Consider the following 26,911-nt stretch of genomic DNA (forward strand, 5'->3'; position numbering starts at 1 on the left):
AAAGGAACATTTCATGCTTAAAGCTAAAATTGTGCTGATTTCAGCACTGGTTTCCTGCGCCCTGGTTTCCGGGTGTAAGGATGATAAAAAGTCCTCTGTCGCGATTGAATTTATGCACTCTTCTGTCGAGCAGGAGCGGCAAGCAGTTATTGCAAAACTGATTGAGCGTTTTGAAAAAGAAAATCCGGGCATCAGCGTCAAACAGGTTCCTGTGGAAGAAGATGCTTACAACACCAAGGTCATTACCCTGGCGCGCAGCGGTTCACTGCCTGAAGTCATTGAAACCAGCCATGACTACGCGAAAGTTATGGATAAAGAATCCCTTATCGATCGTAAAGCGGTGGCGCAGGTCATCAACGGCGTCGGTGAAGGTACTTTTTATGATGGCGTCCTGCGTATTGTGCGTACTGAAGACGGTAGTGCATGGACTGGGGTTCCGGTCAGCGCCTGGATTGGCGGGATCTGGTATCGCAAAGATGTGCTGGCAAAAGCTGGACTGGAAGAACCAAAAGACTGGCAGCAATTGCTGAACGTGGCCCAGAAGCTCAACAATCCTGGCAGTAAGAAATACGGTATTGCGCTACCCACGGCAGAAAGCGTTTTGACCGAACAGTCATTCTCCCAGTTTGCGCTCTCTAACCAGGCCAACGTTTTTAATGCGCAGGGAAAGATTACGCTCGACACACCTGAAATGGCGCAGGCGTTGCAGTATTACCGCCAACTTGCCATGAACACTATGCCTGGCTCGAACGACATAATGGAAGTCAAAGATGCTTTCATGAACGGCACGGCGCCAATGGCGATTTATTCCACCTATATCCTCCCGGCGGTGATCAAAGAGGGCGATCCTAAAAATGTTGGCTTTATGGTGCCGACGGAAAAAAATTCCGCTGTTTACGGCATGCTGACGTCGCTGACCATAACCGCAGGTCAAAAAACCGAAGAGACAGAAGCGGCAGAGAAATTTGTCACCTTTATGGAGCAGGCAGACAACATTGCGGACTGGGTCATGATGTCGCCAGGGGCGGCGCTGCCAGTCAACAAAGCGGTGGTGAATACTTCGACGTGGAAAGATAACGCCGTTATCAAAGCGCTGGGTGAATTACCCGATCAACTGATTGCCGAACTGCCAAATATTCAGGTCTTTGGTGCCGTCGGTGATAAGAACTTTACCCGCATGGGCGACGTAACCGGCTCCGGCATCGTGAGTACCATGGTGCACAACGTCACGGTAGGAAAAGCTGACCTTTCATCGACCATCAAGGCAAGCCAGACAAAACTGGATGACCTCGTTGAACAGCGCTAATGGGGAAATGGAAAGCCGTGATGAATAAGTTCTTTTCAGGTCGATCTGATATGCCATTTGCCATGCTGCTGCTGGCGCCCAGCTTGCTGTTATTGGGCGGTTTAGTGGCGTGGCCGATGATATCTAACATCGAAATCAGCTTTATGCGTTTGCCGCTTAATCCGCAAATTGAGTCTACGTTTGTCGGGCTGAGCAACTATATCCGTATCTTATCCGATCCCGGATTCTGGCATTCGCTGTGGATGACGGTCTGGTATACCGCGCTGGTTGTGGCAGGGAGCACGGTGCTGGGGCTGGGAGTGGCGATGTTTTTTAACCGTGAGTTTCGTCTGCGGAAAACAGCGCGCTCACTGGTCATCCTCTCTTACGTAACGCCATCAATTTCGCTGGTGTTTGCCTGGAAATACATGTTCAACAACGGCTACGGCATTGTGAACTACCTCGGCGTGGATCTGTTGCATCTCTACGATCAGGCTCCGCTGTGGTTCGACAATCCCGGTAGCAGCTTCGCGCTGGTCGTGTTGTTCGCCATCTGGCGCTACTTCCCCTATGCCTTTATCTCGTTTCTGGCGATTTTACAGACTATTGATAAATCGTTGTATGAGGCTGCAGAAATGGACGGCGCGAACGCCTGGCAACGGTTTCGCATCGTCACGCTGCCAGCGATCATGCCGGTACTGGCGACCGTAGTCACACTGCGTACGATCTGGATGTTTTATATGTTCGCCGATGTTTATCTGCTGACCACTAAAGTCGATATTCTCGGGGTCTATCTCTATAAAACAGCCTTTGCATTTAATGACTTAGGCAAAGCAGCCGCGATCTCTGTCGTCCTCTTCGTCATCATTTTCGCTGTTATCCTGCTGACCAGAAAACGGGTGAACCTCAATGGCAACAAATAAGCGCACGCTTGGCCGTATTGGCTTTTACTGTGGATTAATTGTCTTCCTGGGCATCACGCTATTTCCATTTTTTGTGATGCTGATGACCTCATTTAAAAGCGCAAAAGAGGCGATTTCACTGCATCCGACGCTGTTACCGCAGCAATGGACGCTGGAACATTACATCGACATCTTCAACCCGATGATTTTCCCGTTTGTTGACTACTTCCGTAATAGCCTGGTGGTATCGGTGACTTCTTCGGTGGTGGCGGTATTTCTGGGCGTGCTCGGGGCGTATGCGCTTTCCCGCCTGCGTTTTAAGGGACGAATGACCATCAATGCCAGTTTTTACACGGTGTATATGTTTTCGGGGATCCTGCTGGTGGTGCCGTTATTCAAGATCATTACGGCACTCGGCATCTACGACACCGAAATGGCGTTGATTATCACTATGGTCACCCAGACGCTGCCGACCGCGGTGTTCATGTTGAAAAGCTATTTCGACACCATTCCGGACGAGATCGAAGAAGCCGCGATGATGGATGGGTTGAACCGTCTGCAGATCATCTTTCGTATTACCGTGCCGTTGGCAATGTCTGGTCTGGTTTCGGTCTTTGTGTACTGCTTTATGGTGGCGTGGAATGACTATCTGTTTGCTTCGATTTTCCTTTCCAGCGCCAGCAATTTTACCTTACCGGTCGGTCTGAACGCACTGTTCAGTACACCTGACTATATCTGGGGACGCATGATGGCTGCATCGTTAGTCACTGCATTGCCGGTGGTCATTATGTATGCGCTTTCCGAACGTTTTATTAAAAGTGGTTTGACCGCAGGCGGCGTGAAAGGCTAAGCGGCCAGTTTAATTAAGGAGTTGTAAATGAAGAAGTTAGTTGCCACAGAACCGCGCGTTGCAGCGCTGGTGGAATATGAAGACAGAGCGGTATCCGCCAATGAAGTTAAAGTTCGCGTTAAATTTGGCGCGCCGAAACATGGCACAGAAGTGGTCGATTTTCGTGCTGCCAGCCCGTTTATTGACGAAGATTTTAACGGTGAATGGCAAATGTTTATGCCGCGTCCGGAAGGGGCTCCACGCGGAATCGAATTCGGTAAATTCCAGCTTGGCAATATGGTGGTGGGCGATGTTATTGAGTGTGGCAGCGATGTGACCGAATACGCTGTTGGCGATTCAGTTTGCGGATACGGTCCTCTGGCAGAAACGGTTATTTTTAATGCGGTGAACAACTACAAACTACGCAAAATGCCTGAAGGCAGTTCGTGGAAAAATGCCGTGTGCTATGACCCGGCACAGTTCGCCATGAGCGGTGTGCGCGACGCCAATGTGCGCGTCGGTGACTTTGTGGTCGTCGTGGGCTTAGGCGCAATTGGCCAGATTGCCGTGCAACTGGTTAAGAAAGCGGGAGCCTCAGTGGTCATCGGCGTCGATCCGATTGCCCATCGCTGCGATATCGCGCGTCGCCATGGCGCGGATTTCTGTCTGAATCCGATTGGCACCGATGTAGGCATGGAAATTAAGAAGCTGACCGGTAAGCAGGGCGCAGATGTGATCATCGAAACCAGCGGCTATGCAGATGCGCTGCAGTCGGCGTTACGCGGTCTGGCCTATGGTGGAACCATTTCCTATGTCGCTTTCGCGAAACCTTTTGCTGAAGGTTTCAACCTGGGGCGTGAAGCGCACTTCAACAATGCCAAAATTGTCTTCTCACGTGCTGGTAGTGAACCTAATCCAGATTATCCGCGCTGGAGCCGCAAGCGTATTGAGGAGACCTGCTGGGAACTGTTGATGAACGGTTACCTGGACTGTGAAGAACTCATTGACCCGGTAGTGACTTTCGCCAACAGCCCGGAAAGCTATATGCAGTATGTCGATCGCCATCCGGAAAAAAGCATCAAAATGGGCGTGACGTTTTAATTAAGGAATGCAGAAGATGAAAATTGGAACACAGAATCAGGCTTTTTTCCCGGAAAATATTCTCGAGAAATTCCGTTATATCAAAGAGATGGGGTTTGACGGTTTTGAAATTGACGGTAAGTTGCTGGTCAATAACCTTGATGAAGTAAAAGCGGCGATCAAAGAAACAGGTTTGCCTGTTACCACTGCCTGTGGAGGATATGACGGTTGGATCGGTGATTTTATCGAAGAGCGTCGTTTAAACGGGTTGCGGCAGATTACCCGCATTCTCGAAGCGCTGGCCGAAGTTGGTGGACAAGGCATTATTGTACCTGCTGCATGGGGCATGTTTACCTTCCGCCTACCGCCGATGACCTCTCCGCGTAGCCAGGATGGCGATCGTAAAGCTATCAGTGATTCATTGATTTATCTTGATAAAGTTGCCCAGCGTACGGGTACGGTGGTGTATCTGGAACCGCTCAACCGCTATCAGGATCATATGATCAACACCCTGGCGGATGCCCGTCGCTATATCGTGGAAAATAATCTGAAGCATGTGCAAATCATTGGTGATTTTTACCATATGAATATCGAAGAAGACGATATGGCACAGGCGCTGCACGACAATCGCGATCTGCTGGGTCACGTCCATATTGCGGATAACCATCGTTATCAGCCGGGAAGCGGTACGCTGGATTTCGCTGCACTGTTTGACCAGTTACGTGAAGATAATTATCAGGGCTACGTTGTGTACGAAGGGCGCGTACGAGCAGAGAATCTGCCGGAAGCGTATCGTCAGTCACTGACCTGGCTGCGTACTTGCTAAGAGGATTTCCGTGAAAAGTGCACTGACAAGCGCTCCGTTACGTGTCGCCATTATTGGCGCCGGGCAGGTGGCGGATAAAGTTCATGCTTCGTACTACTGCACCCGCAACGATCTGGAACTGGTGGCTGTCTGCGACAGCCGCCTGTCACAGGCGCGGTTGTTTGCAGAAAAATACGGTAATCCGCAGGTTTGGGACGATCCGCAAACGATGTTACGCGAAGCTAAGCCAGATATCGTCAGCATCTGCTCGCCCAATCGCTTTCATTATGAACACACCATGTTGGCATTGAACGCTGGATGCCATGTGATGTGCGAGAAACCTCCGGCAATGACGCCAGACGAGGCGCTGGAGATGTGCAAAACAGCGCGTCGGGTGGGAAAAGTACTGGCTTATGATTTTCATCATCGTTTTGCGCTGGATACGCAACTGCTTCGTGAGCAGGTGATGGCCGGTATTCTGGGTGAAATCTATGTCACCAATGTCCGCGCTTTGCGCCGCTGCGGCGTGCCCGGCTGGGGAGTGTTTACCAACAAAGAACTGCAGGGCGGCGGGCCGCTGATTGATCTCGGTATTCATATGCTTGATGCCGCCATGTATGTGCTGGGGTTCCCGGCGGTAAAGCGTGTTAACGCGCACAGCTATCAGCGCATTGGCACGCTTAAAAACAGCGGTCAGTTTGGGAAATGGGATCCCACCACATATACCGTGGAGGATTCTTTGTTCGGCACGATTGAATTTCATAACGGCGGTATCCTGCGCCTGGAAACCTCTTTCGCGCTGAATATTCCTGAACAATCGATTATGAACGTTAATTTCTGTGGCGATTTGGCGGGGGCGACGTTATTTCCGGCCCAGGTTTACACCGACCGTGATGGTACGCTTGACGTGCTGCTTGCGCGCGAGATGGCTGATGACAACCGTCATTATCGCAGCATGGAAGCCTTCGTTAACCATGTCCAGGGCGAGCCTGTCACTATTGCTGACGCAGAGCAGGGCGTCGTTATTCAACAACTGGTTGCCGCACTGTACCAATCGGCTGAAACAGGGACCTACGTAGACTTATGACGAAGCCAGTAATGCTAACTGAACCGGCTTTTTGCCCACATAGCCTGAATAAATATGCGTCACTCATGACGACCGGTAACGGGTATATGGGAATTCGCGCCAGCCACGAGGAAGCTTACACCTTACAGACTCGTGGCATGTATCTGGCTGGGTTGTATCACCGTGCGGGTAAAGGCGAAATTAATGAACTGGTTAATCTACCCGATGTAGTCGGAGTGGAGATCACGCTTAATGGCGAGATTTTCTCGCTAACCAGCGGCGTGATTGAAAGCTGGCATCGCGAACTGGATTTTGCCAGCGGGGAATTGCGCCGTGCGTTTATCTGGCATGCACCTGGCGGGGCGCGTTTCGCTATTGAGAGTCGGCGGTTTGTCTCGGCACAGAAGCTGCCGCTGTTTGCTATGGAAGTGGTCGTAACGCCACTGGATGCCGATGCCAGCATTGGTATCTCAACCGGTATTGATGCCACGATCACCAATCATGGCCGTCAGCATCTGGATGAAACACAGATTAGAGTCTTTGGTCAGCATCTTCTGCAGGGCATTTACACAACCCAGGACAATCGCAACGATATCGCGATCACCTCATATTGTGACGTCGACGGCGCAGCGCAGCGCTGCTTCACCGCGAAAGAACGTCGGTTGTTACAACACAACACCGTGCAGGCGCAAGCCGGGCAGCGCGTCACGCTGACGAAAATGAGTTGGGTTGACTGGACGAGCGAACGCAACTTGTCGCTTGAGACCTGGGGACGCCAGTCGCTGCGTAACATTGAAGCATGCGCGAAACAGGGATATGACGCTCTGTTGGCTGAGTCGAGCACCAACTGGCATGCCTGGTGGCAAACTCGTCGCGTTCAGGTTACCAGCTCTGATATTAGCGATCAGCGCGCGCTGGACTATGCCCTCTATCATCTGCGTGTGATGACCCCAGACCATGATGAGCGCAGCAGTATTGCGGCCAAAGGTCTGACGGGTGAAGGGTATAAAGGCCACATCTTCTGGGATACTGAGGTCTTTTTGTTACCGTTTCACTTGTTTACCGAACCGAAAACCGCGAGAGGTCTATTGCGTTACCGCTGGCATAATTTGCCGGGCGCGCGTGAGAAAGCCCGCCGTAACGGTTGGCAAGGCGCGCTGTTCCCGTGGGAAAGCGCTCGCAGCGGTGATGAGGAAACGCCTGAATTCGCGGCGATCAACATCCGTACCGGGCTGCGGCAAAAAGTGGCCTCCGCACAGGCTGAACATCACCTCGTGGCGGATGTTGCCTGGGCGGTAATCAATTACTGGCATGTCACAGGGGATCTAAACTTCATGACCCGAGAGGGCATGACGCTGCTGCTGGAAACGGCGAAGTTCTGGATTAGCAGGGCTGTCATGGTCAACGATCGTTTAGAGATCCACGATGTGATTGGCCCGGATGAATACACTGAGCATGTGAACAACAATGCGTTCACCAACTACATGGCCTGGTACAACGTAGAGCAGGCGCTGGGTTTTGCCCGTCGGTTGGGCTGTGGCGATGGCACGTTTATTCATCGCGCAGAGCATTTTTTACAGTATCTCTGGCGACCGGAAGTGCAGCCCGATGGCGTGCTTCCTCAGGATGATACCTTCCTGAACAAACCGGTTATCGATCTGTCGCAGTACAAAGCCAAAGCGGGCAAGCAGACCATTTTGCTCGATTACTCCCGTGCAGAAGTCAATGAGATGCAAATTCTTAAACAGGCTGATGTCGTGATGCTGACCTACATGTTGCCGGAGCAATTTAGCCCGCAAACCTGTCTGGCTAACCTGCGTTATTACGAGCCACGTACGATTCACGACTCCTCTTTGAGTAAGGCGATTCACGGGATTGTGGCTGCGCGTTGTGGTGATTCGGCTCAGGGATATCGGTTTTGGCGCGAAGGTTCGCTAATCGATCTCGGGGATGACCCGCACAGCTGCGATGATGGTATTCATGCGGCGGCAACGGGCGCAATCTGGTTGGGCGCTATCCAGGGATTTGCCGGAGTGAATGTTCGCCATGGGGAGTTACATCTTGCCCCTGCATTACCGGAACATTGGCAAACACTGTCTTTCCCACTGCGCTGGCAGGGTATCGATTTGCAGGTAACCATCAATGCAACTGAAATCCGCATTAACAGCGCCGAGCAGATTACTCTTTGGGTAAAAGGGGAAAAGATCTCTGTTCAGGGGGAGATAGTTATCTGCAATGACGCCATTATTTCGCCCACTTATGGGACCGCTACCATGAAAGGGGGCGATGAATGATCCTCAAACCACAGGCCATCATTTTTGATTTAGATGGCGTGATTACCGACACTGCACATTTGCATTTTCTCGCCTGGCGGCAGGTAGCCGGTGAAATAGGGATTGCGATTGACGAGGCATTTAATGACAGCCTGAAAGGGATTAGTCGCGGCGAATCGCTACAGCGTATTTTGCAATATGGCGGGAAAGCGGGGGAGTTTACACCTGAGGTTTGCGCACAATTGGCCGAGAGAAAAAACAGACTGTATGTCCATTCTTTGCGCCAGTTGACGGTGAACTCGGTATTGCCGGGAATACGTGAGCTGCTGATGACGTTGCGGGAAGAGCGGATTCCGGTGGGGCTGGCCTCTGTGTCGCTCAATGCCTCTGCGATTTTACAAGCGCTTGATCTTAAATTTTATTTTGATTTCTGTGCGGATGCCGCGCTAATTTCTCGCTCGAAACCGGATCCGGAGATTTTTCTGGCAGCCTGTGCGGGCCTTGGCGCTGACCCGCAGCAGTGTATTGGCATAGAAGATGCTCAGGCGGGTATTGATGCGATCAACGCCTGCGGCATGCTCTCTGTTGGCATGGGTACGGGGCTGAACGGAGCAAGCTTGCAACTTCCTTCAACCGAATTTCTGACGTGGCCGTGCTTATCGGCTCTTTGGCAACACGACAAGTAAAGGATTCAACATGGCACAGCTTTCGTTGCAACACATTCAAAAAATTTACGACAACCAGGTACACGTCGTTAAAGACTTCAATCTGGAAATTGAAGACAGAGAGTTTATTGTTTTTGTTGGCCCTTCAGGCTGTGGGAAGTCAACGACGTTGCGCATGATCGCCGGTCTGGAGGAGATCAGCGGTGGCGATCTGCTGATTGACGGTAAACGGATGAACGATGTGCCGGCGAAATCGCGCAACATTGCGATGGTCTTTCAGAACTACGCGTTGTACCCGCACATGACAGTCTATGACAACATGGCGTTTGGCCTGAAAATGCAGAAAATTGCCCCTGCCGTGATTGAGGAACGTGTCAACTGGGCGGCGCAAATCCTTGGCCTGCGCGATTATCTGCAACGTAAACCGGGTGCGTTATCCGGTGGTCAGCGTCAACGTGTGGCACTGGGGCGTGCGATTGTTCGTGAGGCAGGGGTCTTCCTGATGGATGAACCCTTATCGAATCTCGATGCCAAACTTCGCGTACAGATGCGGGCAGAAATCAGCAAGCTGCATCAGAAACTCAATACCACCATGATATATGTTACCCACGATCAAACAGAAGCCATGACGATGGCGACGCGTATTGTGATTATGAAGGATGGTATTGTTCAGCAGGTTGGTGCGCCGAAAACAGTTTATAACCACCCAGCAAATATGTTTGTCGCAGGATTTATTGGCTCACCGGCCATGAACTTTATTCGTGGCGCGATTGACGGTGATAAGTTTGTTACTGAAACACTAAAATTAACGATTCCAGAAAATAAATTAGCACAATTAAAAACGCAGGGTTATGAACATCAGGCGATCACGCTGGGTATTCGCCCTGAGGATATCCATCCGCAGCTTAATAATGAAAATAGTGTATCAGCAAAAATTAGCGTTGCAGAACTCACTGGCGCTGAATTTATGCTTTATACCATTGTTGGGGGGCATGAGTTGGTGGTCCGTGCCGGTGCAGTGAATGATTATCACGCAGGAGAAAATATCACTATTCATTTTGATATGGCGAAATGCCATTTCTTTGATACTGAAACTGAAGTGGCTATTCAATAAAATTCCGGGGGATAATAATCCCCCGCGCCTTGGGGCATTTTTGCGAGTATTTTAACAAGGAATAATAATGAAAACCCTACTGTCCGCGACTGCGCTGATTATGAGCGCGGGAATGGCCTGCGCGCAGGCTGCTGAAAAGAATGACTGGCACTTTAATATCGGTGCTATGTACGAAATAGAAAACGTTGAAGGTCAGGGCGAAGATATGGATGGACTGGCTGAACCGTCCATCTATTTTAATGCGTCCAATGGGCCGTGGAAAATATCGCTGGCCTATTACCAGGAAGGACCGGTTGATTACAGCGAGGGTAAGCGCGGTACGTGGTTTGACCGCCCTGAACTGGAAGTCCGCTATCAATTCCTTGAAAGCGAGAATGTTAATTTCGGTCTGACCGGTGGCTTTCGTAATTACGGTTATCACTATGTCAATGAACCCGGAAAAGATACAGCTAATATGCAGCGCTGGAAAGTGCAGCCAGATTGGGATGTTAAACTTACCGATGATCTGCGCTTTAGCGGCTGGTTTGCGATGTATCAATTCGTTAATGATTTGAGCACCACCGGCTACTCTGATAGCCGCGTCGAAAGTGAGAGCGGGTTGAATTATACGTTTAACGAAACAGTAGGGTTAACGGTCAACTATTACCTTGAACGCGGCTTTAATCTGGCAGATTCGCGTAATAATGGTGAGTTCTCAACCCAGGAAATTCGTGCTTATCTGCCTCTGTCCTTCGGCAATACAACCCTGACGCCGTATACCCGTATCGGGCTTGATCGCTGGTCAAACTGGGACTGGCAGGATGATCCTGAACGCGAAGGCCATGATTTCAATCGCCTCGGTTTACTGTATGCGTATGATTTCCAGAACGGTTTATCAATGTCTCTGGAGTATGCTTATGAGTGGGAAAATCATGACGAAGGTGAAAGCGACAGGTTCCATTATGCTGGTATAGGCGTGAACTACGCATTCTAAAAATGAACAGGGGCATTATTATGCCCCTGTTTTTACACCAGTGAATCGGCCAACGATATTTGCGTGCTCACCGTGATATTCTGTAATCCTTTTTCACCTGCAATCAGATTAAATAATAAATTACAACTTTGTTCACCCAACTGCTGAGTAGGTACATCAATTCCACCAGGAACTGGTGTGAGCATAAAAGAAAGTAGCTCATTACTATAGCCTACAACGGCAAGTTGCTTTGGAATGGAAATGTTTTTCTCGGCCGCTACGCGATATAAACTCATTAACTTCAAGCTGTCTGTCGCAAATACGGCATCGGGTAACGGTTGCTGACTAAGTAATTTTCGAGAAGCAAGTAGGGCGGTTTCATGAGTATACCCCCCGTCAATAACCCACTCATCGCGCATTTTAATGTTATGTGCCTGAAGGCTGGCTTTATAACCGTTAACGCGATCGATAGAAACATGAACGTCAAGCGGTGCATGCAAACAGGCTATATTACGGTGGCCACTCTCAATCAGCGCATTTGTCAGCGTAATACTGTCGCGATAATTATCGGTGTCTACAGAATAGACATTAGTGTAGTCACCTTCAACCTTCCCGATAACCACAACCGGGACGTTGTATTTATCCAACCGAGCAAAAAATGATTCATCGGCAGGAGAGCTCAGCATAATGATCCCTTTGATCAACTTCTGCTTAATTTTGCTCTCACATTTTTGTAAATCATCTTCGGTGCTTCGCGACGTCTGCAATATGACATCAAAACCGACTTCTTCAGCCTTGGCAGTAATTGCATGCAATACTTCAGAGAAAAACGGATTACCGGCAGTTGTTTTTGCAGAACGGGTGGATATCACCATTATTGCATCAAACCCGGAAGAGGTAAGCGCGCGAGCAAGTTTATTCGGCTGATACTGTAACTCATCAATTGCGCGCAGCACCTTTTCAAGCGCCTCCGGCGAGATGTTGGTTTGCTTATTAAGCACGCGCGATACCGTGGATTTTGATACACCAGCGGCTCGTGCAATATCATAAATGGTAGGAGACATAGATCCCAAGCTCCGTCCGAGAGTCAATGGCGGACATATTATGGAGTTAAGTGGCGAATGACAACAATCTCGGAATGCGGGTAGGAAAATCAAAAGGCTAACCGCACTATGTGCGTGCTGAGGAACAATCGTCCACGGGGGCGGACGGTGATAATGCGGTCGCAATATTTTCTTAAGAACTGGCGTATAGTGTAGGGGTTAAATCCAACTATCAGTCAGGAAGATATTATGTTGAAGAAAAGCGTATTAGCGTTGGCACTGGTTATTGGCATGCCTGTTTATGCTGCCGAGCACTGGATTGATGTTCGCGTTCCTGAACAGTACCAACAACAGCATATTCAGGGGGCTGTCAACATCCCGTTAAAAGAGATCAAGGCGCGTATCGTAACTGAAGTTCCAGATAAGAACGATACCGTGAAGCTCTATTGCAACTCCGGGCGTCAATCAGGGCAGGCGAAAGATATGCTGACTGAAATGGGCTACACGCAGGTGACCAACGAAGGTGGCATCAATCAGATAGCGCTTCCTAAAGTAGAGAATAAATAAACCGCCCGCATTCATTCTGCTACAGGCGGTAAGAATAATGCCGCCTGATACAGCTCAGGTAGTTGATAAGTAAGAATTGACCCCTATCTTTACTTCCTGTTTGTTATAATTTCTTCGGTTCCTTCAGCAAAACGGGATGGCGATGAAGCGACTTAAAAATGAATTCAATTCGCTGGTTAATCGCGGCGTAGACCGGCATTTACGCCTGGCTGTCACCGGACTTAGCCGGAGCGGTAAAACGGCGTTTATCACCGCAATGGTAAATCAGTTACTCAATATTCATGCCGGTGCGCGTTTGCCGTTGCTCAGTTGCGTGCGCGAAGAGCGTCTGCTTGGCGTGAAACGGGTTCCACAACGCGACTTTGGTATTCCGCGCTTTACCTATGATGAAGGACTGGCGCAGCTGTATGGTTCTCCGCCGACCTGGCCGACACCAACGCGCGGTGTGAGTGAAATTCGTCTGGCGCTGCGTTACAAGTCTAATGACTCATTACTGCGCCACTTTAAAGACACCTCCACGCTGTACCTGGAAATCGTCGATTATCCGGGGGAGTGGCTGCTCGATTTACCGATGCTGGCCCAGGATTATTTGAGCTGGTCGCGGCAAATGACCGGATTATTACAGGGTCAGCGTGGCGAATGGTCGGCAAAATGGCGGCAGTTAAGCCACGGGCTCGATCCACTGGCACCTGCTGACGAAAACCGTCTGGCGGAAATCGCTGCTGCCTGGACGGAGTATCTGCATCAATGCAAGCAGCAGGGACTGCACTTTATTCAGCCGGGCCGTTTTGTTCTGCCAGGAGATATGGCGGGCGCGCCTGCGTTGCAATTCTTCCCGTGGCCGGACGTTGATGCCTGGGGAGAATCGAAGCTGGCGCAGGCAGATAAACACACCAATGCGGGCATGCTGCGCGACAGGTTTAATTACTACTGTGAAAAAGTCGTGAAGGGATTTTATAAGAATCACTTCCTGCGCTTTGATCGTCAGATTGTGCTGGTCGATTGCCTGCAACCGCTCAACAGCGGGCCACAGGCGTTTAACGACATGCGTCTGGCGCTGACCCAACTGATGCAAAGTTTCCATTATGGACAGCGCACGCTGTTTCGTCGGCTGTTTTCTCCGGTGATCGACAAACTGCTGTTTGCCGCCACCAAAGCCGACCACGTCACCGTCGATCAGCACGCCAATATGGTGTCGCTATTGCAGCAGTTAATTCAGGATGCCTGGCAAAACGCTGCGTTCGAAGGTATCAGCATGGATTGTCTGGGGCTGGCATCGGTGCAGGCAACCACCAGCGGCCTGATCGATGTGAAAGGTGAAAAGATCCCCGCGCTGCGTGGTAATCGTCTGAGCGATGGCGAACCGCTAACCGTTTATCCGGGGGAAGTGCCCGCGCGTTTACCTGGACAGGCATTTTGGGACAACCAGGGCTTTCAGTTTGAGGCGTTTCGCCCGCAGGTGATGGATGTCGATAAGCCCTTACCGCATATCCGTCTTGATGCCGCGCTGGAGTTTTTGATAGGAGATAAATTGCGATGAGCGAGCCGTTAAAACCGCGTATCGATTTCTCAGGTCCGCTGGATGTGGAACAAAATGCGGCGTTTAAAGCGCAGCAGATGTTTAACGAAACGGAGGCGCAGACTTTTTCTCCGGCGACAGTGGATGAACCACTGGAAGACGAAGGTCAGGCAGAAGCCGTTATTGATGCGGCCCTTCGCCCTAAACGCAGTCTGTGGCGTAAGATGGTGATGGGTGGCCTGGCGCTGTTTGGCGTGAGCGTTGTCGCTCAGGGTGTGCAGTGGACTATGAATGCCTGGCAGACTCAGGACTGGGTCGCGCTGGGAGGATGTGCCGCAGGCGCATTGATTATCGGCGCAGGTGTTGGATCGGTGGCGACCGAATGGCGCAGATTGTGGCGATTGCGTCAGCGCGCGCACGAACGTGATGAAGCGCGAGATCTACTCCACAGCCATGGAACCGGAAAAGGTCGTGCATTCTGTGAAAAGCTGGCGCAGCAGGCGGGCATCGATCAGTCTCATCCGGCATTGCAGCGCTGGTATGCCTCAATTCATGAAACGCAGAACGATCGCGAAGTGGTCAGTCTATACGCCCATCTGGTGCAGCCGGTGCTGGATGCGCAAGCCCGGCGTGAGATTAGCCGTTCAGCGGCAGAATCCACGCTGATGATTGCCGTCAGCCCGCTGGCGCTGGTGGATATGGCGTTTATCGCCTGGCGCAATCTGCGGCTGATTAATCGTATTGCTTCGCTGTATGGCATTGAGCTGGGTTATTACAGCCGCCTGCGTTTGTTCCGTCTGGTGCTGTTGAATATCGCTTTTGCCGGGGCCAGTGAACTGGTGCGGGAAGTAGGGATGGACTGGATGTCGCAGGATTTAGCCGCCCGCTTATCGACACGTGCAGCTCAGGGCATTGGCGCGGGCTTATTAACGGCGCGTCTGGGTATCAAAGCCATGGAACTATGCCGACCGCTACCGTGGATCGATGATGATAAGCCTCGGCTGGGTGATTTCCGCCGCCAACTGATTGGTCAGGTGAAAGAGACCTTACAAAAGAATAAATCTCCGCGCGAAAGTTAGCTATAAACAGGCGCCGATCGTTTAACTTTACGCCCCGGCGCCCAATTTTCCAGCTCGCTGTCAATATTTGTTGACAGAGTTCTTCCTGCAAACCAAATACTGGCTTATCATTTAACACATAATCCCTTGTCCAGGTGAAGGTTCCTATGCGTTTGGAAGTCTTTTGTGAAGACCGTCTTGGTCTGACCCGCGAACTGCTCGATTTACTGGTGCTGAGAAGCATTGATTTACGCGGTATCGAGATTGACCCCATCGGGCGAATTTACCTTAATTTTGCGGAGCTGGAGTTCACCAACTTCAGCAGTCTGATGGCTGAAATCCGCCGTATTTCAGGGGTTACGGATGTGCGTACCGTACCCTGGATGCCTTCCGAACGTGAACATCTGGCGCTTAGTGCGCTGCTTGAAGCGTTGCCAGAACCGGTCCTTTCTCTGGATATGAAAAGCAAAGTCGAGATGGCGAACCCTGCGAGCTGTCAGCTTTTCGCGCATACGCAGGATCGGATGCGCAATCATACCGCCGCCCAGCTAATCAATGGGTTTAACTTCCAGCGCTGGCTGGAAAGCAATCCGCAGGATTCCCAGAGCGAACATGTCGTAATTAACGGACAGAATTTCCTGATGGAAATTACGCCTGTCCATTTGCAGGGCGAAAATCAGGAGCAGATGCTGACCGGTGCGGTGGTGATGTTGCGCTCCACTATCCGAATGGGACGCCAGCTGCAAAATATGACTACGCAGGATCTCAGCGCGTTTAGCCAGATTATTGCCGTCAGCGCCAAAATGAAACACGTGGTGGAACAGGCGCGCAAGCTGGCGACGTTGAGCGCGCCGCTGCTGATTACCGGTAATACCGGCACCGGCAAAGATCTCTTTGCTCATGCCTGCCACCTGGCAAGTCCGCGTGCGTCAAAACCGTATCTGGCGCTGAACTGCGCGTCAATTCCTGAAGATGCGGTTGAAAGCGAGCTGTTTGGCCATGCGCCGGAAGGTAAAAAAGGCTTCTTTGAGCAGGCGAATGGCGGTTCGGTTCTGTTAGATGAAATTGGCGAAATGTCGCCACGTATGCAGACCAAATTGCTGCGTTTTCTCAATGACGGCACATTCCGTCGCGTGGGAGAAGATCACGAAGTTCATGTTGATGTTCGCGTGATTTGCGCAACGCAAAAGAACCTTGTGGAACTGGTGCAGAAAGGACTTTTCCGTGAAGACCTCTATTATCGTCTTAATGTACTAACGCTAAACCTGCCGCCGCTGCGCGATTGCCCACAAGATATTATGCCGCTTACCGAACTGTTTGTGGCGCGTTTTGCCGACGAGCAGGGCGTGCCGCGTCCGAAACTGTCTGCAGATCTCAGCACGGTACTAACTCGTTATGGTTGGCCGGGCAACGTGCGTCAGCTTAAAAATGCGATCTACCGGGCGCTGACCCAGCTAGAAGGCTATGAGCTACGACCACAGGATATTTTGCTGCCGGATTACGATGCGGCAACGGTTGCTGTCGGAGAAGAGGTGATGGAAGGGTCGCTGGATGAAATCACCAGCCGCTTTGAACGCTCCGTGTTGACGCAGCTGTATATGAATTATCCCAGCACGCGCAAGCTGGCCAAGCGCCTCGGCGTTTCGCATACTGCGATTGCTAACAAATTGCGTGAGTATGGACTGAGCCAGCAGAAAAAAAGCGAAGAGTAATGCCGTAAATGAAAATGCCTCCATGCGGAGGCATTTTTGTATGCAGACGCAGCTTACGCTTTCAGTACGTCCAGCGCAGCAGTGTAGTCTGGTTCGTTGGTGATTTCATTGACCAGCTGGCTGAAAACAACGTTATCATTTTCGTCAATAACGACCACGGCACGTGCGGCCAGGCCTTTCAGCGGGCCTTCAGCGATTTCAACACCGTAGTTTTTCAGGAATTCTGCGTTGCGCAGGGTGGACAGCGTGATAACGTTGCTCAGACCTTCCGCGCCGCAAAAACGAGAGTGGGCGAATGGCAGGTCGGCTGAGATGCACAGTACGACGGTATTGTCGATTTCTGTCGCCAGTTGGTTAAACTTACGTACCGATGCCGCGCAAACGCCGGTATCGATGCTTGGGAAAATATTCAGCACTTTGCGCTTGCCTGCGAACTGGCCCAGCGTAACGTCAGACAGGTCTTTAGCCACAAGGGTAAAAGCCTGAGCTTTGCTTCCAGCCTGAGGAATAGAGCCGGCAACTGCAACCGGGTTGCCCTGGAAATGAACGGTTTGTGACATGGTTATCTTCCTGTTTACATATAGTTAACGTCGAGGCTAGTTTATGCCATCAGCAGTTAACACGGCAAACGCTATTTGCGGATATCCGCTTCAGGGACTGCATTAAGGAAAACAAATGAGAACAGTTAAGGTATATGAGGAAGCTTGGCCGCTGCACACTCCCTTTGTCATTGCCCGTGGGAGCCGGACCGAAGCGCATGTGGTGGTTGTCGAAGTGGAAGAAAACGGCGTCACAGGTATTGGCGAGTGCACACCGTACCCGCGCTACGGTGAAAGCGATGCCTCAGTGCTGGCGCAAATTATGAGCATTGCGCCACAACTGGAAAACGGAATGACGCGTGAAGAGCTGCAAAAGCAGCTGCCAGCGGGGGCAGCGCGTAATGCCGTGGATTGCGCGTTGTGGGATCTAAGTTCGCGTCAACAGCAGCAGTCGCTGGCGGAATTAGTGGGAAGTGAACTGGCGGAAGTGGTGACTACGGCGCAAACCGTAGTGATTGGCTCACCGGAACAAATGGCCGCGAGCGCGGCTGCGCTGTGGGAAAATGGCGCGAAATTGCTGAAAGTTAAACTGGATGCTCGCTTGATTAGTGAGCGAATGGTTGCCATTCGTGCGGCTGTTCCTGACGCCACGATTATTGTCGACGCCAACGAATCCTGGCGGGCAGAAGGCCTTGCGGCACGCTGTCAGCTGCTGGCTGATTTAGGGGTTGCGATGCTGGAGCAGCCGCTGCCGGCGCAGGATGATGCCGCGCTTGAGAATTTTGTACATCCGCTGCCCATCTGCGCAGATGAAAGCTGCCACACCCGTAGCAGTCTGAAAGCACTGCACGGACGCTATGAAATGGTTAATATCAAACTGGACAAAACAGGCGGCCTGACGGAAGCGCTCGCGCTGGCAACCGAAGCACGCGAGCAGGGATTTGCGCTGATGCTGGGCTGCATGCTGTGTACCTCCCGGGCGATCGGCGCGGCGTTACCCCTTACGCCACTGGTTAGCTTTGCGGATCTTGATGGCCCAACGTGGCTTGCCACCGATGCGGCGCCAGCCCTGCATTTTACGACCGGGCAGCTCCATCTCTAGGGTGCCAGCGCAGGAGATTGGACATGGCTAGCAGGTATTTTTCGCTCGCTTCATCCGATGAAATGGGCGGAAATTCGGCGGTTATACAGTGTAAGTTTAAGTCTGCGCACCAGCTACCAAAAGAGCCGGGCGTTTCATAACCTACACTGGTGACTAGAGGCAATTCAAACGATTGTGCCAGCCACGCGCCCAGCTCGCTGCTTCTGGGATCTTCAATACAGGCCAGTGGATCGTGAAAAGAGACTACCCAGGCGGGATGAATTCGGTGAATAAGCTGACACAATGCCTGGGTTTCTGGTTCCGAGCCCGGATGATCGCCGGTCAACAACACCACATCACGCTCTTCTGCGCTACTGTTCCAGCGATACACCGTTTCGCCTGCTTTCCAGTTTGCGGCGGGAAAGTTACGGTTAAGATCGACGCCGTTCGCATTTGCGCGCAGCCCAAGCTGGCAACCGTCAGGGTTTACGGCTAGCACCACATGATGGCGACGCAGGGAAGGGTTAAGCGTACGCAATGCGCAGGAAAGGGTAACGACCGAGGAGTTTTCGTCGCCGTGCGTTCCCGCCAGTATCAGGCCGCTTTCACGATCGGCTGCCAGTGCAGGAAACCAGATTAGCGGTGCGCCTAACAATGAACGTCCGTAATGTTCGGTTCCAGGTGGGAATGCGCCGCGCTCGGCACGGGGACGGGTAACGGTCATAGTCATCTCTGAATGCTTGGATTGTTACTCGCAGTGTTGTGCAAAATGTATGGATAATCAAATCGTTTTCACACACTTATCTTTTCAGGTGTAATATCACTTTCTTGTCGGAAGTTAATTGCATTTCCTGCTGGCGATACAAATAATTACACATTCACTTAGTAGCCGGAATCGAGGGTATCTTATGCAGCATTCTGTTTCAGTAACCTGTTGTGCGTTGTTGGTTAGCAGCATTTCTTTATCCTGGGCTGCTGATGTTCCCAGCGGAACGGTACTGGCAGAGAAACAAGAACTGGTGCGTCATATAAAAGACGAACCGGCGTCGCTTGATCCGGCAAAGGCCGTCGGGCTCCCTGAGATTCAGGTAATTCGTGATTTATTTGAAGGGCTGGTCAACCAGAATGAGAAGGGTGAGATCGTACCTGGCGTCGCTACCCAGTGGAAGAGTAACGATAACCGCATCTGGACGTTTACGCTGCGCGACAATGCGCAATGGGCGGATGGTACGCCCGTAACGGCGCAGGATTTTGTCTACAGCTGGCAGCGTCTGGTTGATCCAAAAACGCTGTCGCCGTTTGCCTGGTTTGCTGCGCTGGCGGGCATTAATAATGCTCAGGCTATTATCGATGGCAAAGCCACGCCTGATAAACTTGGCGTTAGTGCTGTCGATGCACGGACATTGAAAGTTCAACTGGATAAACCGCTGCCCTGGTTTGCCAATCTGACGGCGAGTTTTGCATTTTATCCGGTACAAAAAGCCAACGTTGAGAGCGGCAAAGAGTGGACCAAACCGGGCAACCTGATTGGTAATGGCGCCTATGTGCTAAAAAATCGCGTCGTGAACGAAAAACTGGAAGTTATCCCGAACACGCATTATTGGGACAACGCCAAAACAGTGCTGCAAAAAGTCACATTCCTGCCAATTAACCAGGAATCGGCAGCGACCAAGCGCTATCTTGCTGGTGATATTGATATCACGGAATCCTTCCCGAAAAATCTGTACCAGAAACTGTTGAAGGATATCCCGGGTCAGGTTTACACCCCGCCGCAGCTTGGTACTTATTATTATGCCTTTAATACCCAGAAGGGACCGACTGCCGATTCACGCGTGCGTCTGGCGCTCAGCATGACTATCGACCGTCGCCTGATGGCGGAGAAGGTGCTGGGTACCGGTGAGAAGCCTGCATGGCATTTTACGCCGGATGTAACGGCAGGATTTGTGCCGGAACCTTCACCGTTTGAGCAAATGAGTCAGGAAGAATTGAACGCGCAGGCGAAAACGCTGCTGCGTGCGGCGGGCTATGGTCCACAGAAACCGCTTAAACTGACGCTGCTGTACAACACCTCAGAAAATCATCAGAAGATTGCTATCGCAGTGGCTTCTATGTGGAAGAAAAACCTTGGTGTTGACGTGAAACTGCAGAACCAGGAATGGAAAACGTATATCGACAGCCGTAATACCGGTAATTTTGATGTGATCCGTGCCTCCTGGGTGGGCGACTACAATGAGCCTTCTACGTTCCTGTCATTATTAACATCGACCCATACGGGCAATATCTCCCGCTTTAATAATCCGGCATACGATAAAGTGTTGACTCAGGCTACTCTGGAGAATACAGAAAAAGCGCGGAATGCTGATTATAACGCTGCGGAGAAGATTCTGATGGAACAGGCACCTATTGCGCCGATCTATCAGTACACTAATGGGCGTTTAATTAAACCATGGCTGAAAGGGTATCCGATTACTAACCCTGAAGATGTGGCCTATAGCCGCACAATGTATATCGTTAAGCACTGACAGAGATAATGGCTGGTGTGATTTTGCATCAGCCATTCTACGTTTCCGGCGGTTGATGCTCACGGCAAATCAGCAACGAATCTTCTTCACTTAATCCCTCTTTCGTCAGATTACAAAATCCCTGACCATCAATTTTTTGGTGGAACCGACAGCTATGGCAAAGACCAAAGCCAGGCACATTGTTGGTCCTCTGGATCCCGCGTAACAGTTCTAACAGCAGCTCTCTGAGTACGCTCGCCCGTTCACCCATTGCCGATTCACCCTCCACTAAAAACGTGGGGGGCAGCAGGGCTTCCAGTAAGGTATTGGCAGACTCACTTAAGTGGAGATGGACGCTACGTTTATCACGGTCATCCGGCTTGCGAACAATCAACCCTTTGTTTTCCAACAGCTTCAGCGATTGCGACACGGTACCTTTGGTGAGACCAAGGTAGTCTGTCACGCCAAGCGGCGTATTGGAATAACGGTTACAACGGGCCAGATACATTAACGCACTAAGTTGTACTGGCTGAAGATCCACCAGTAAAGGATGCTGGCGAAACCACATCCGTGTCAGGCTGGAAAGCCGGTCAAGTACGTCGAAAAGTGACATGTCGGGCATAACAAATCCTCCTCGGCATATAGTATCGATTAAAAACTATATTGACAAAGAATAAAAGCAACGTACTATAAATTATAGTATCGAATCGACACTATAATTTATAGGAGATGTATCATGACTAAAGCTCGTTTCTATCATGCAGGTTGCCCGGTTTGTGTTTCCGCAGAACAAACTCTTCTGCAGCACTTGTCTGCGGATGTTGAAATCGATGTGGTTCATCTGGGAGAGCATCCTGATCGGGTTGCCGAGGCTGAAGTGGCTGGCGTGAAATCTGTTCCGGCGCTGGTGATTGACGGCAATGTGCTGCATATTAATTTTGGCGCTCCCATTGAAGCGTTGAAATAGCTGGATAGTTCGGGAAGTTGCGTTGGTGATTTCCCGAATATACAAGACGTTCGGGAAGGTAACGCGATGAACACGACCGAAGAGTATCACCCGATAGATTGCGATCTTCATGATTATCTGGAAATCGCCTGCATGTACCACTATTGGTTGCGCATTGAACTAACGGATGGCACATGTTTTGATGCTAAAGCGTTGACGACGTGTACCACCGTGGAAAAAGAAGAATTTCTGGTAGTGGGGCAATCTGAAAATCAGCAAAAAATCCGTCTGGATTGTCTGTCAGCTATCACCGCGCTGACGCCAGGAGCGACGTTTAGCACAGTAAGTTTTCAGAGAGCCTGCCGCGGTTAGACGGTATAAATCCGAATGTCGTGCGCCTGGAATGCTGTGGCGTACTCTTTGCTGATGTTGTCCTCTACAACAATTACATCAATATTGCTGCTTTCGGTAACGACATATCGGGCGATGGCTGGGATTTTTTCAGCGGTTAGCGCGACGATAGTTTCATTACATTGTTTGATCACCGCTTTTTTGAACTCACAATCCGCGTAATCAAACCCCGTTAAGCCGGATTCAGGCGACATCGCACAGCCGCCAATAAATCCCTGATCGAATAAAATGTCCTGCACTTGTGCGATGGCGGAAGCTCCCACACACCCGCCTGAAGATCTCTGTACCGCGCCGCCCAGCATAATGACCTCAAACAGCGGTTTTTTTAGCAAAACGGCGGCAATCTCCGGTGAATTTGTCACCACGGTTAACGCCAGTTCGGCGGGCAGAGCTTCTGCCATCGCCAGATTGGTGCTACCCGTGTCGATAAAAATACAGCTTCCGGATTTGACCAGTCTGGCACATCGCTGCGCGATGTTGCTCTTTTTGGCCACATTAATACCCTTGCGCACGGCAATGTCTTCGGATTCAGGGAGTGCAATTACCGCGCCACCATAGACCTTCTTGCATACGCCATCTTTGCTCAATTCATGCAAGTCACGACGAATTGTATGTTCAGAAACGCCTAATCGGTTCGCGAGTTCAGAACAAATGACTCTGCCGTTTTCTTGCAGGATCTGATAGATAAGCGCCTGGCGCTGTTCCGGGAATGCGGCGTAATCGAGCATAGGTACTCCAGGTAAAATAAACATCGAGCAATAAAGTGCATGATCGTGCATTATGATTAACGATGTCAACATCCCTTACAGGGATCGTACTATTCTGGATACAACGGGAAGAGGTTCGCTATGAAGATTGCGCATATGGCGTTATGGACACAGGATCTCGAGCAGCAAGCTCGCTTCTGGGTTTCATTTTTTGACGGTAAGATCAACGAGAAATACTGCAGTAAAACCAACCCTGGGTTTGAATCTTATTTTGTCAAAATTGGCGAGGATATTGCAATTGAGTTAATGACCAAACCGGGTCTTGTCGGGCAGCAACCTGACAATAATCGTTGCGGATGGGTACACCTCGCCATTTCTGTTGGCGGCAATGAAAATGTTGATGCCGTTGCAATGCAAGCGCAGGAACAGGGGATATTAGTCTCAGGTCCGCGCACTACGGGCGATGGTTATTACGAAGCGGTGATACGCGATCCGGACGGTAACCTGATTGAAATTGTGGCGTAGGGCTTAAAGCAAGCGCCATGAGATAAATCGTACGCTTATTATTAATGAACATGATTCATAAGTTTGTCCTTCTTTCCACCTCTAATCACCAGCCTGTCGAGTCTCTATAATTTTTATAGTTTTCAGCATCCGGTGGCGCATGCCGCCACCGTTTTGGAGAATCGAAATGCAAAATCAACTGAATACCGCGCCCAGCGCCAGCGCGGAGATTATGAATCAACAATTTGATGGTAACAGCGTCTTTCCGCGAGGCGAGAAAAATGAAGCTTATGCGAAGTATTTCACTGGTGATAGCTATCTGACCATGCTCTCCATGGAAGGTGTGGTAATTGGCAATGTCGCATTTGAACCGGGTTGTCGTAACTTCTGGCATGTTCATCACGAGGGCGGACAAATATTGCTGGTGACCGGTGGTAGAGGCTGGTATCAGGAATGGAATCAACCGGCGCGCGAGCTGGAAACCGGTGATGTCGTGCATATTCCTGCGGGAATGAAACATTGGCATGGCGCTGCGCGTGATAGTTGGTTTGCCCATATCGCCGTGGAAATCCCGGCCCCTGGCGCGTCGAACGAATGGCTGGAACCGGTTAGCGACGCTGAGTACAACCTGCTGCCCTGAACTATGCTGGTTCTGGTAACACCTAATCCCTGAGGAGATCTCAATGGTCATGAACGTGAAGGGTTATGCTGCTCTGGCAGTGAAAGAAGATTTAGTCCCCCATAGTTTTGTTCGTCGTGACCCGCGTGAAGATGATGTGGTTATCGATATTTTATACAGTGGTGTTTGCCACTCGGATATCCACAACGCCTACAACGATTGGGGCGGTGCTAAATATCCGATGGTACCAGGGCATGAAATCATTGGCCGCGTGGTGCATGTTGGTAAATCGGTAACGAAATTCAACGTGGGCGATCTCGCAGGGGTAGGCTGCATGGTTGATTCATGTCAACACTGTAGCGCCTGTGAACAAGGGCTGGAACAATATTGCGAAGAAGGCAACACGCTAACGTATAACGATATCGACCGTCATGACGGTCTGCCCACTTTCGGCGGCTATTCTGACAAAATTGTCGTTACTGAAAAGTTTGTGGTGAAGGTTCCTGAAGGGATCGATTTACGCGGTGCGGCACCGCTGCTCTGCGCCGGGATCACGACATGGTCGCCTCTGCGCCACTGGCAGGTAGGCGAGGGCAGTAAAGTCGCGGTTGTCGGTCTGGGTGGACTTGGGCATATGGCAATCAAACTTGCAAATGCACTGGGCGCGGAAGTTACGCTGTTTACGCGTTCACCGGGCAAAGAAGCTGATGCCAGACGTTTGGGTGCCAGTCATGTTGTGCTTTCCACTGACAGTGAGCAGATGAAAGCGACAGCGAATCAGTTTGATCTGATTATCGATACTGTGCCCTACGTTCATGACCTGAACCCGTATATCCCAACCCTGGCACTAAGCGGTACGCTGGTGCTGGTTGGTTATCTCGGTGCGTTGGATCCGTTTCTGAATACGGTTCCCCTGATCCTTGGACGTAGGTCTGTGGCGGGTTCAGTTATTGGCGGTATTGCCGAAACGCAAGAGATGCTCGATTTTTGCGGTCAGCATGGTATTACCGCCGATGTCGAAGTGATCAATATTCAGGATATTAATCATGCCTGGCAGCGGATGTTGAAAAGCGATATGAAATACCGCTTTGTAATTGATATTGCCTCATTGAAATAAGTACAAAAAAGACGCGGACTTCCGCGTCTTTTTTTTGTTAGTGTGTCGACGGCGATGCTTCAGGATTATCCATATACAGCGTCTGGCTGGGGAACGCAAAGTCGGCGCCATTTGCCTGGACTATCGTGATAATCTTTAAATAAACGTCTTGCTGTACCGCGAGCCATTCCTTCCAGACGGTGGTTTTCGTGAAGCAATACACCATGATATTCAACGATGAATCGGCAAATTCATTAAAATAGACCAACAGAGTTTGTTTCTGGTCTATTCCTGGATGGTTTTGCAGCATTTCTCTGACCGACTCGACAACAGCACCGACTTTATCGGCATCCTCATATCGTAACCCGATCACCGTTTTAATACGCCGGTTGGTCATGCGCCCTGGATTTTCTACGCTGATGGAGGAGAAAATCGAGTTTGGCACATACAACGGACGATGGTCGAAGGTGTTTATTTTAGTCATTCGCCAGCCAATTTCGGCCACTGTGCCTTCAATATTGCGGTCCGGGGAGCGGATCCAGTCGCCGATGCTAAACGGTCTGTCGAAATAGAGCATAATGCCTGAGAAGAAGTTGCTCAGAATATCTTTCCCCGCCATACCCACAGCGATACCGCCAATGCCGCCAAAGGTTAACAGGCCGGATAAGCTCATACCGAAGTGTTCGCCATACAGTAAAATGATGGCAACCACGATGGTAATCTTGATGATACGCGACAGGATCCTCGCGCTGGTGATATCTCTGCCTTTATTAATCTGCGTCTTTTCAAACTGATTAATCACCAGAAAAAGTTTGATCGTCAGGATTAACGCAATCAATGAGGTGCAGATAAAGTCGACCACGCTGGGGGAGATAAATTTCAGGCTGTAACTTTCGATAACGTTATTAGCAATGCTGCCAAACGTCCCAATGATAATGGCATAGACAAAAAATTGTGCGGCATGAAATATGAATCCTTTGCAGCGACGCTCTCCACGATGATACCAGACGCTCATCAGGACCAGCGCGGCACAGCAACTGAGAATTACCGTCAAATTAAACGCATTATTCATAAACAGTTCAGCGATCATGATTCTTCCTGGCAACTCCATGTTATCTAAATATCATCTGACATCTTAATCCCCGGATATTTTACTCAGTTAGGGCGGTCAGATCATTAATCAAAAGGAGAGATAAATAATGCAATCAGCGTTATTTTCAGCGAAATAGTGCTGACGTCAACCCTGTATGCGGTTTATGTAGCAGACAGTCAGTTGATGTCATGGTATTGTTAGCGCAAAGTAACAAGGTTTTCATCTGCAAAAGGACAGTACTATGATCATGGCTAAGCTGAAAACAGCGAAGGGACGGAAATTTTTGTTGTGCCTGCTTGGAGTGTTTATTATCGCAGCGTCGGTCGTGACGCGCGCGACGATCGGCGGCGTTATTGAACAGTATGACATTCCGCTATCCGACTGGACCGCTTCAATGTATGCCATTCAATCTGCAATGATTTGTGTCTACAGCATGGTGTTTACGATTCTGTTGGCTATCCCGCTTGGTATCTATTTCCTCGGCGGCGAGGAGCAACACTAGGCGTTTAAAATGCCGGATGATATCGCCATCCGGCATTTTATT

At 50.5% G+C, this 26,911-nt stretch carries 28 protein-coding genes; 22 read left to right on the plus strand and 6 right to left on the minus strand.

Annotation, left to right across the window (positions count from 1 at the left end; translation table 11 throughout):
* The first annotated feature begins 13 nt into the window (after positions 1-13).
* The 10 genes from SK33_RS11485 to SK33_RS11530 all read left to right on the plus strand — a co-directional run bounded on the left by SK33_RS11485 (position 14) and on the right by SK33_RS11530 (position 10,992).
* Positions 14-1,306, plus strand: a complete 1,293-nt coding sequence (locus SK33_RS11485) for an ABC transporter substrate-binding protein (RefSeq protein WP_048217830.1) — start codon at positions 14-16, stop codon at positions 1,304-1,306.
* Positions 1,307-1,326: 20 nt separating this feature from the next.
* Positions 1,327-2,208 (plus strand): carbohydrate ABC transporter permease, encoded by an 882-nt coding sequence (locus SK33_RS11490; RefSeq protein ID WP_003840754.1) that lies wholly within the window; start codon positions 1,327-1,329, stop codon positions 2,206-2,208.
* Positions 2,195-3,037, plus strand: coding sequence for a carbohydrate ABC transporter permease (locus tag SK33_RS11495; RefSeq protein WP_003020474.1), 843 nt, complete (start codon positions 2,195-2,197; stop codon positions 3,035-3,037). The genes SK33_RS11490 and SK33_RS11495 overlap by 14 nt, the downstream gene beginning before the upstream one ends.
* A 27-nt stretch (positions 3,038-3,064) precedes the next feature.
* On the plus strand, positions 3,065-4,117 hold the full coding sequence (locus tag SK33_RS11500; RefSeq protein WP_048217828.1) for a zinc-dependent alcohol dehydrogenase: 1,053 nt from the start codon (positions 3,065-3,067) through the stop codon (positions 4,115-4,117).
* A 16-nt stretch (positions 4,118-4,133) separates the two neighbouring features.
* Positions 4,134-4,922, plus strand: a complete 789-nt coding sequence (locus SK33_RS11505) for a sugar phosphate isomerase/epimerase family protein (protein WP_048217827.1) — start codon at positions 4,134-4,136, stop codon at positions 4,920-4,922.
* 10 nt (positions 4,923-4,932) lie between these two features.
* Positions 4,933-5,988: a Gfo/Idh/MocA family protein gene (locus SK33_RS11510; RefSeq protein WP_044710888.1), complete on the plus strand. Its 1,056-nt coding sequence runs from the start codon at positions 4,933-4,935 to the stop codon at positions 5,986-5,988.
* Positions 5,985-8,261, plus strand: a complete 2,277-nt coding sequence (locus SK33_RS11515; RefSeq protein WP_162771960.1) for a glycoside hydrolase family 65 protein — start codon at positions 5,985-5,987, stop codon at positions 8,259-8,261. The genes SK33_RS11510 and SK33_RS11515 overlap by 4 nt, the downstream gene beginning before the upstream one ends.
* Entirely contained in the window at positions 8,258-8,926 is a 669-nt protein-coding gene (gene pgmB / locus SK33_RS11520) for a beta-phosphoglucomutase (RefSeq protein ID WP_048217826.1), read from the plus strand. The genes SK33_RS11515 and pgmB overlap by 4 nt, the downstream gene beginning before the upstream one ends.
* A gap of 10 nt (positions 8,927-8,936) precedes the next feature.
* Positions 8,937-10,019, plus strand: a complete 1,083-nt coding sequence (locus SK33_RS11525) for an ABC transporter ATP-binding protein (protein WP_048217825.1) — start codon at positions 8,937-8,939, stop codon at positions 10,017-10,019.
* A 67-nt stretch (positions 10,020-10,086) separates the two neighbouring features.
* The gene (locus SK33_RS11530) at positions 10,087-10,992 is read left to right on the plus strand and encodes an OmpG family monomeric porin (protein ID WP_003020453.1); all 906 of its coding nucleotides are present in this window, start codon (positions 10,087-10,089) and stop codon (positions 10,990-10,992) included.
* A 32-nt stretch (positions 10,993-11,024) separates the two neighbouring features.
* Here SK33_RS11530 and SK33_RS11535 read toward each other — a convergent pair whose 3' ends face one another.
* The gene (locus tag SK33_RS11535) at positions 11,025-12,035 is read right to left on the minus strand and encodes a LacI family DNA-binding transcriptional regulator (protein WP_003843961.1); all 1,011 of its coding nucleotides are present in this window, start codon (positions 12,033-12,035) and stop codon (positions 11,025-11,027) included.
* A gap of 228 nt (positions 12,036-12,263) precedes the next feature.
* Between SK33_RS11535 and pspE the strand changes: the two genes are divergently transcribed.
* The 4 genes from pspE (at position 12,264) to tyrR (ending at position 16,870) form a co-directional block, all read left to right on the plus strand.
* Positions 12,264-12,581 (plus strand): thiosulfate sulfurtransferase PspE, encoded by a 318-nt coding sequence (gene pspE / locus SK33_RS11540; RefSeq protein ID WP_003020447.1) that lies wholly within the window; start codon positions 12,264-12,266, stop codon positions 12,579-12,581.
* Positions 12,582-12,723: 142 nt separating this feature from the next.
* On the plus strand, positions 12,724-14,121 hold the full coding sequence (locus tag SK33_RS11545) for a YcjX family protein (RefSeq protein ID WP_003020444.1): 1,398 nt from the start codon (positions 12,724-12,726) through the stop codon (positions 14,119-14,121).
* Entirely contained in the window at positions 14,118-15,179 is a 1,062-nt protein-coding gene (locus tag SK33_RS11550; protein ID WP_008322369.1) for a YcjF family protein, read from the plus strand. The genes SK33_RS11545 and SK33_RS11550 overlap by 4 nt, the downstream gene beginning before the upstream one ends.
* A 146-nt stretch (positions 15,180-15,325) precedes the next feature.
* Positions 15,326-16,870 (plus strand): transcriptional regulator TyrR, encoded by a 1,545-nt coding sequence (tyrR, locus tag SK33_RS11555; protein WP_003020438.1) that lies wholly within the window; start codon positions 15,326-15,328, stop codon positions 16,868-16,870.
* Between the two features lie 53 nt (positions 16,871-16,923).
* On the opposite strand, the gene tpx is transcribed toward tyrR, so the two are convergent.
* Complete coding sequence (gene tpx / locus SK33_RS11560) at positions 16,924-17,430, minus strand: thiol peroxidase (RefSeq protein WP_003020437.1); 507 nt, start codon at positions 17,428-17,430, stop codon at positions 16,924-16,926.
* A 115-nt stretch (positions 17,431-17,545) separates the two neighbouring features.
* Between tpx and ycjG the strand changes: the two genes are divergently transcribed.
* Complete coding sequence (gene ycjG / locus SK33_RS11565) at positions 17,546-18,511, plus strand: L-Ala-D/L-Glu epimerase (RefSeq protein ID WP_048217822.1); 966 nt, start codon at positions 17,546-17,548, stop codon at positions 18,509-18,511.
* Here the strand turns inward: ycjG and mpaA are convergent.
* Complete coding sequence (gene mpaA, locus SK33_RS11570) at positions 18,486-19,214, minus strand: murein tripeptide amidase MpaA (protein ID WP_003020433.1); 729 nt, start codon at positions 19,212-19,214, stop codon at positions 18,486-18,488. The genes ycjG and mpaA overlap by 26 nt on opposite strands.
* Positions 19,215-19,398: 184 nt before the next feature.
* Between mpaA and mppA the strand changes: the two genes are divergently transcribed.
* Positions 19,399-21,012 carry a murein tripeptide ABC transporter substrate-binding protein MppA gene (gene mppA / locus SK33_RS11575; protein ID WP_048217819.1) on the plus strand — a complete coding sequence of 538 codons (1,614 nt, stop codon included), beginning with the start codon at positions 19,399-19,401 and terminating at the stop codon, positions 21,010-21,012.
* Positions 21,013-21,049: 37 nt separating this feature from the next.
* On the opposite strand, the gene SK33_RS11580 is transcribed toward mppA, so the two are convergent.
* Positions 21,050-21,613: a MarR family winged helix-turn-helix transcriptional regulator gene (locus SK33_RS11580; protein ID WP_048217818.1), complete on the minus strand. Its 564-nt coding sequence runs from the start codon at positions 21,611-21,613 to the stop codon at positions 21,050-21,052.
* Positions 21,614-21,727: 114 nt separating this feature from the next.
* Between SK33_RS11580 and SK33_RS11585 the strand changes: the two genes are divergently transcribed.
* Entirely contained in the window at positions 21,728-21,958 is a 231-nt protein-coding gene (locus SK33_RS11585) for a glutaredoxin family protein (protein WP_003020425.1), read from the plus strand.
* Between the two features lie 66 nt (positions 21,959-22,024).
* Positions 22,025-22,309, plus strand: coding sequence for a Rho-binding antiterminator (locus SK33_RS11590; RefSeq protein ID WP_003843950.1), 285 nt, complete (start codon positions 22,025-22,027; stop codon positions 22,307-22,309).
* On the opposite strand, the gene SK33_RS11595 is transcribed toward SK33_RS11590, so the two are convergent.
* Positions 22,306-23,076, minus strand: coding sequence for a DeoR/GlpR family DNA-binding transcription regulator (locus SK33_RS11595; RefSeq protein WP_048217816.1), 771 nt, complete (start codon positions 23,074-23,076; stop codon positions 22,306-22,308). The two genes, SK33_RS11590 and SK33_RS11595, sit on opposite strands and share 4 nt — an antisense overlap.
* 120 nt (positions 23,077-23,196) lie before the next feature.
* Between SK33_RS11595 and SK33_RS11600 the strand changes: the two genes are divergently transcribed.
* From SK33_RS11600 to SK33_RS11610, 3 genes are all read left to right on the plus strand, one after another.
* Positions 23,197-23,580: a VOC family protein gene (locus tag SK33_RS11600; RefSeq protein ID WP_048217815.1), complete on the plus strand. Its 384-nt coding sequence runs from the start codon at positions 23,197-23,199 to the stop codon at positions 23,578-23,580.
* 211 nt (positions 23,581-23,791) lie between these two features.
* Positions 23,792-24,199 carry a cupin domain-containing protein gene (locus SK33_RS11605; protein WP_171859132.1) on the plus strand — a complete coding sequence of 136 codons (408 nt, stop codon included), beginning with the start codon at positions 23,792-23,794 and terminating at the stop codon, positions 24,197-24,199.
* Between the two features lie 43 nt (positions 24,200-24,242).
* Positions 24,243-25,295: an NAD(P)-dependent alcohol dehydrogenase gene (locus SK33_RS11610; protein WP_048217812.1), complete on the plus strand. Its 1,053-nt coding sequence runs from the start codon at positions 24,243-24,245 to the stop codon at positions 25,293-25,295.
* Positions 25,296-25,332: 37 nt separating this feature from the next.
* On the opposite strand, the gene SK33_RS11615 is transcribed toward SK33_RS11610, so the two are convergent.
* Entirely contained in the window at positions 25,333-26,364 is a 1,032-nt protein-coding gene (locus SK33_RS11615; RefSeq protein ID WP_003843943.1) for a mechanosensitive ion channel family protein, read from the minus strand.
* 244 nt (positions 26,365-26,608) lie between these two features.
* On the opposite strand from SK33_RS11615, the gene SK33_RS11620 reads away from it, so the two are divergent.
* Positions 26,609-26,869, plus strand: a complete 261-nt coding sequence (locus tag SK33_RS11620; protein ID WP_003020403.1) for a DUF2534 family protein — start codon at positions 26,609-26,611, stop codon at positions 26,867-26,869.
* Positions 26,870-26,911 lie beyond the last annotated feature (42 nt).

The sequence above is a fragment of the Citrobacter sp. MGH103 genome, from assembly GCF_001034475.2.
GTDB classification, from domain to species: domain Bacteria; phylum Pseudomonadota; class Gammaproteobacteria; order Enterobacterales; family Enterobacteriaceae; genus Citrobacter; species Citrobacter freundii.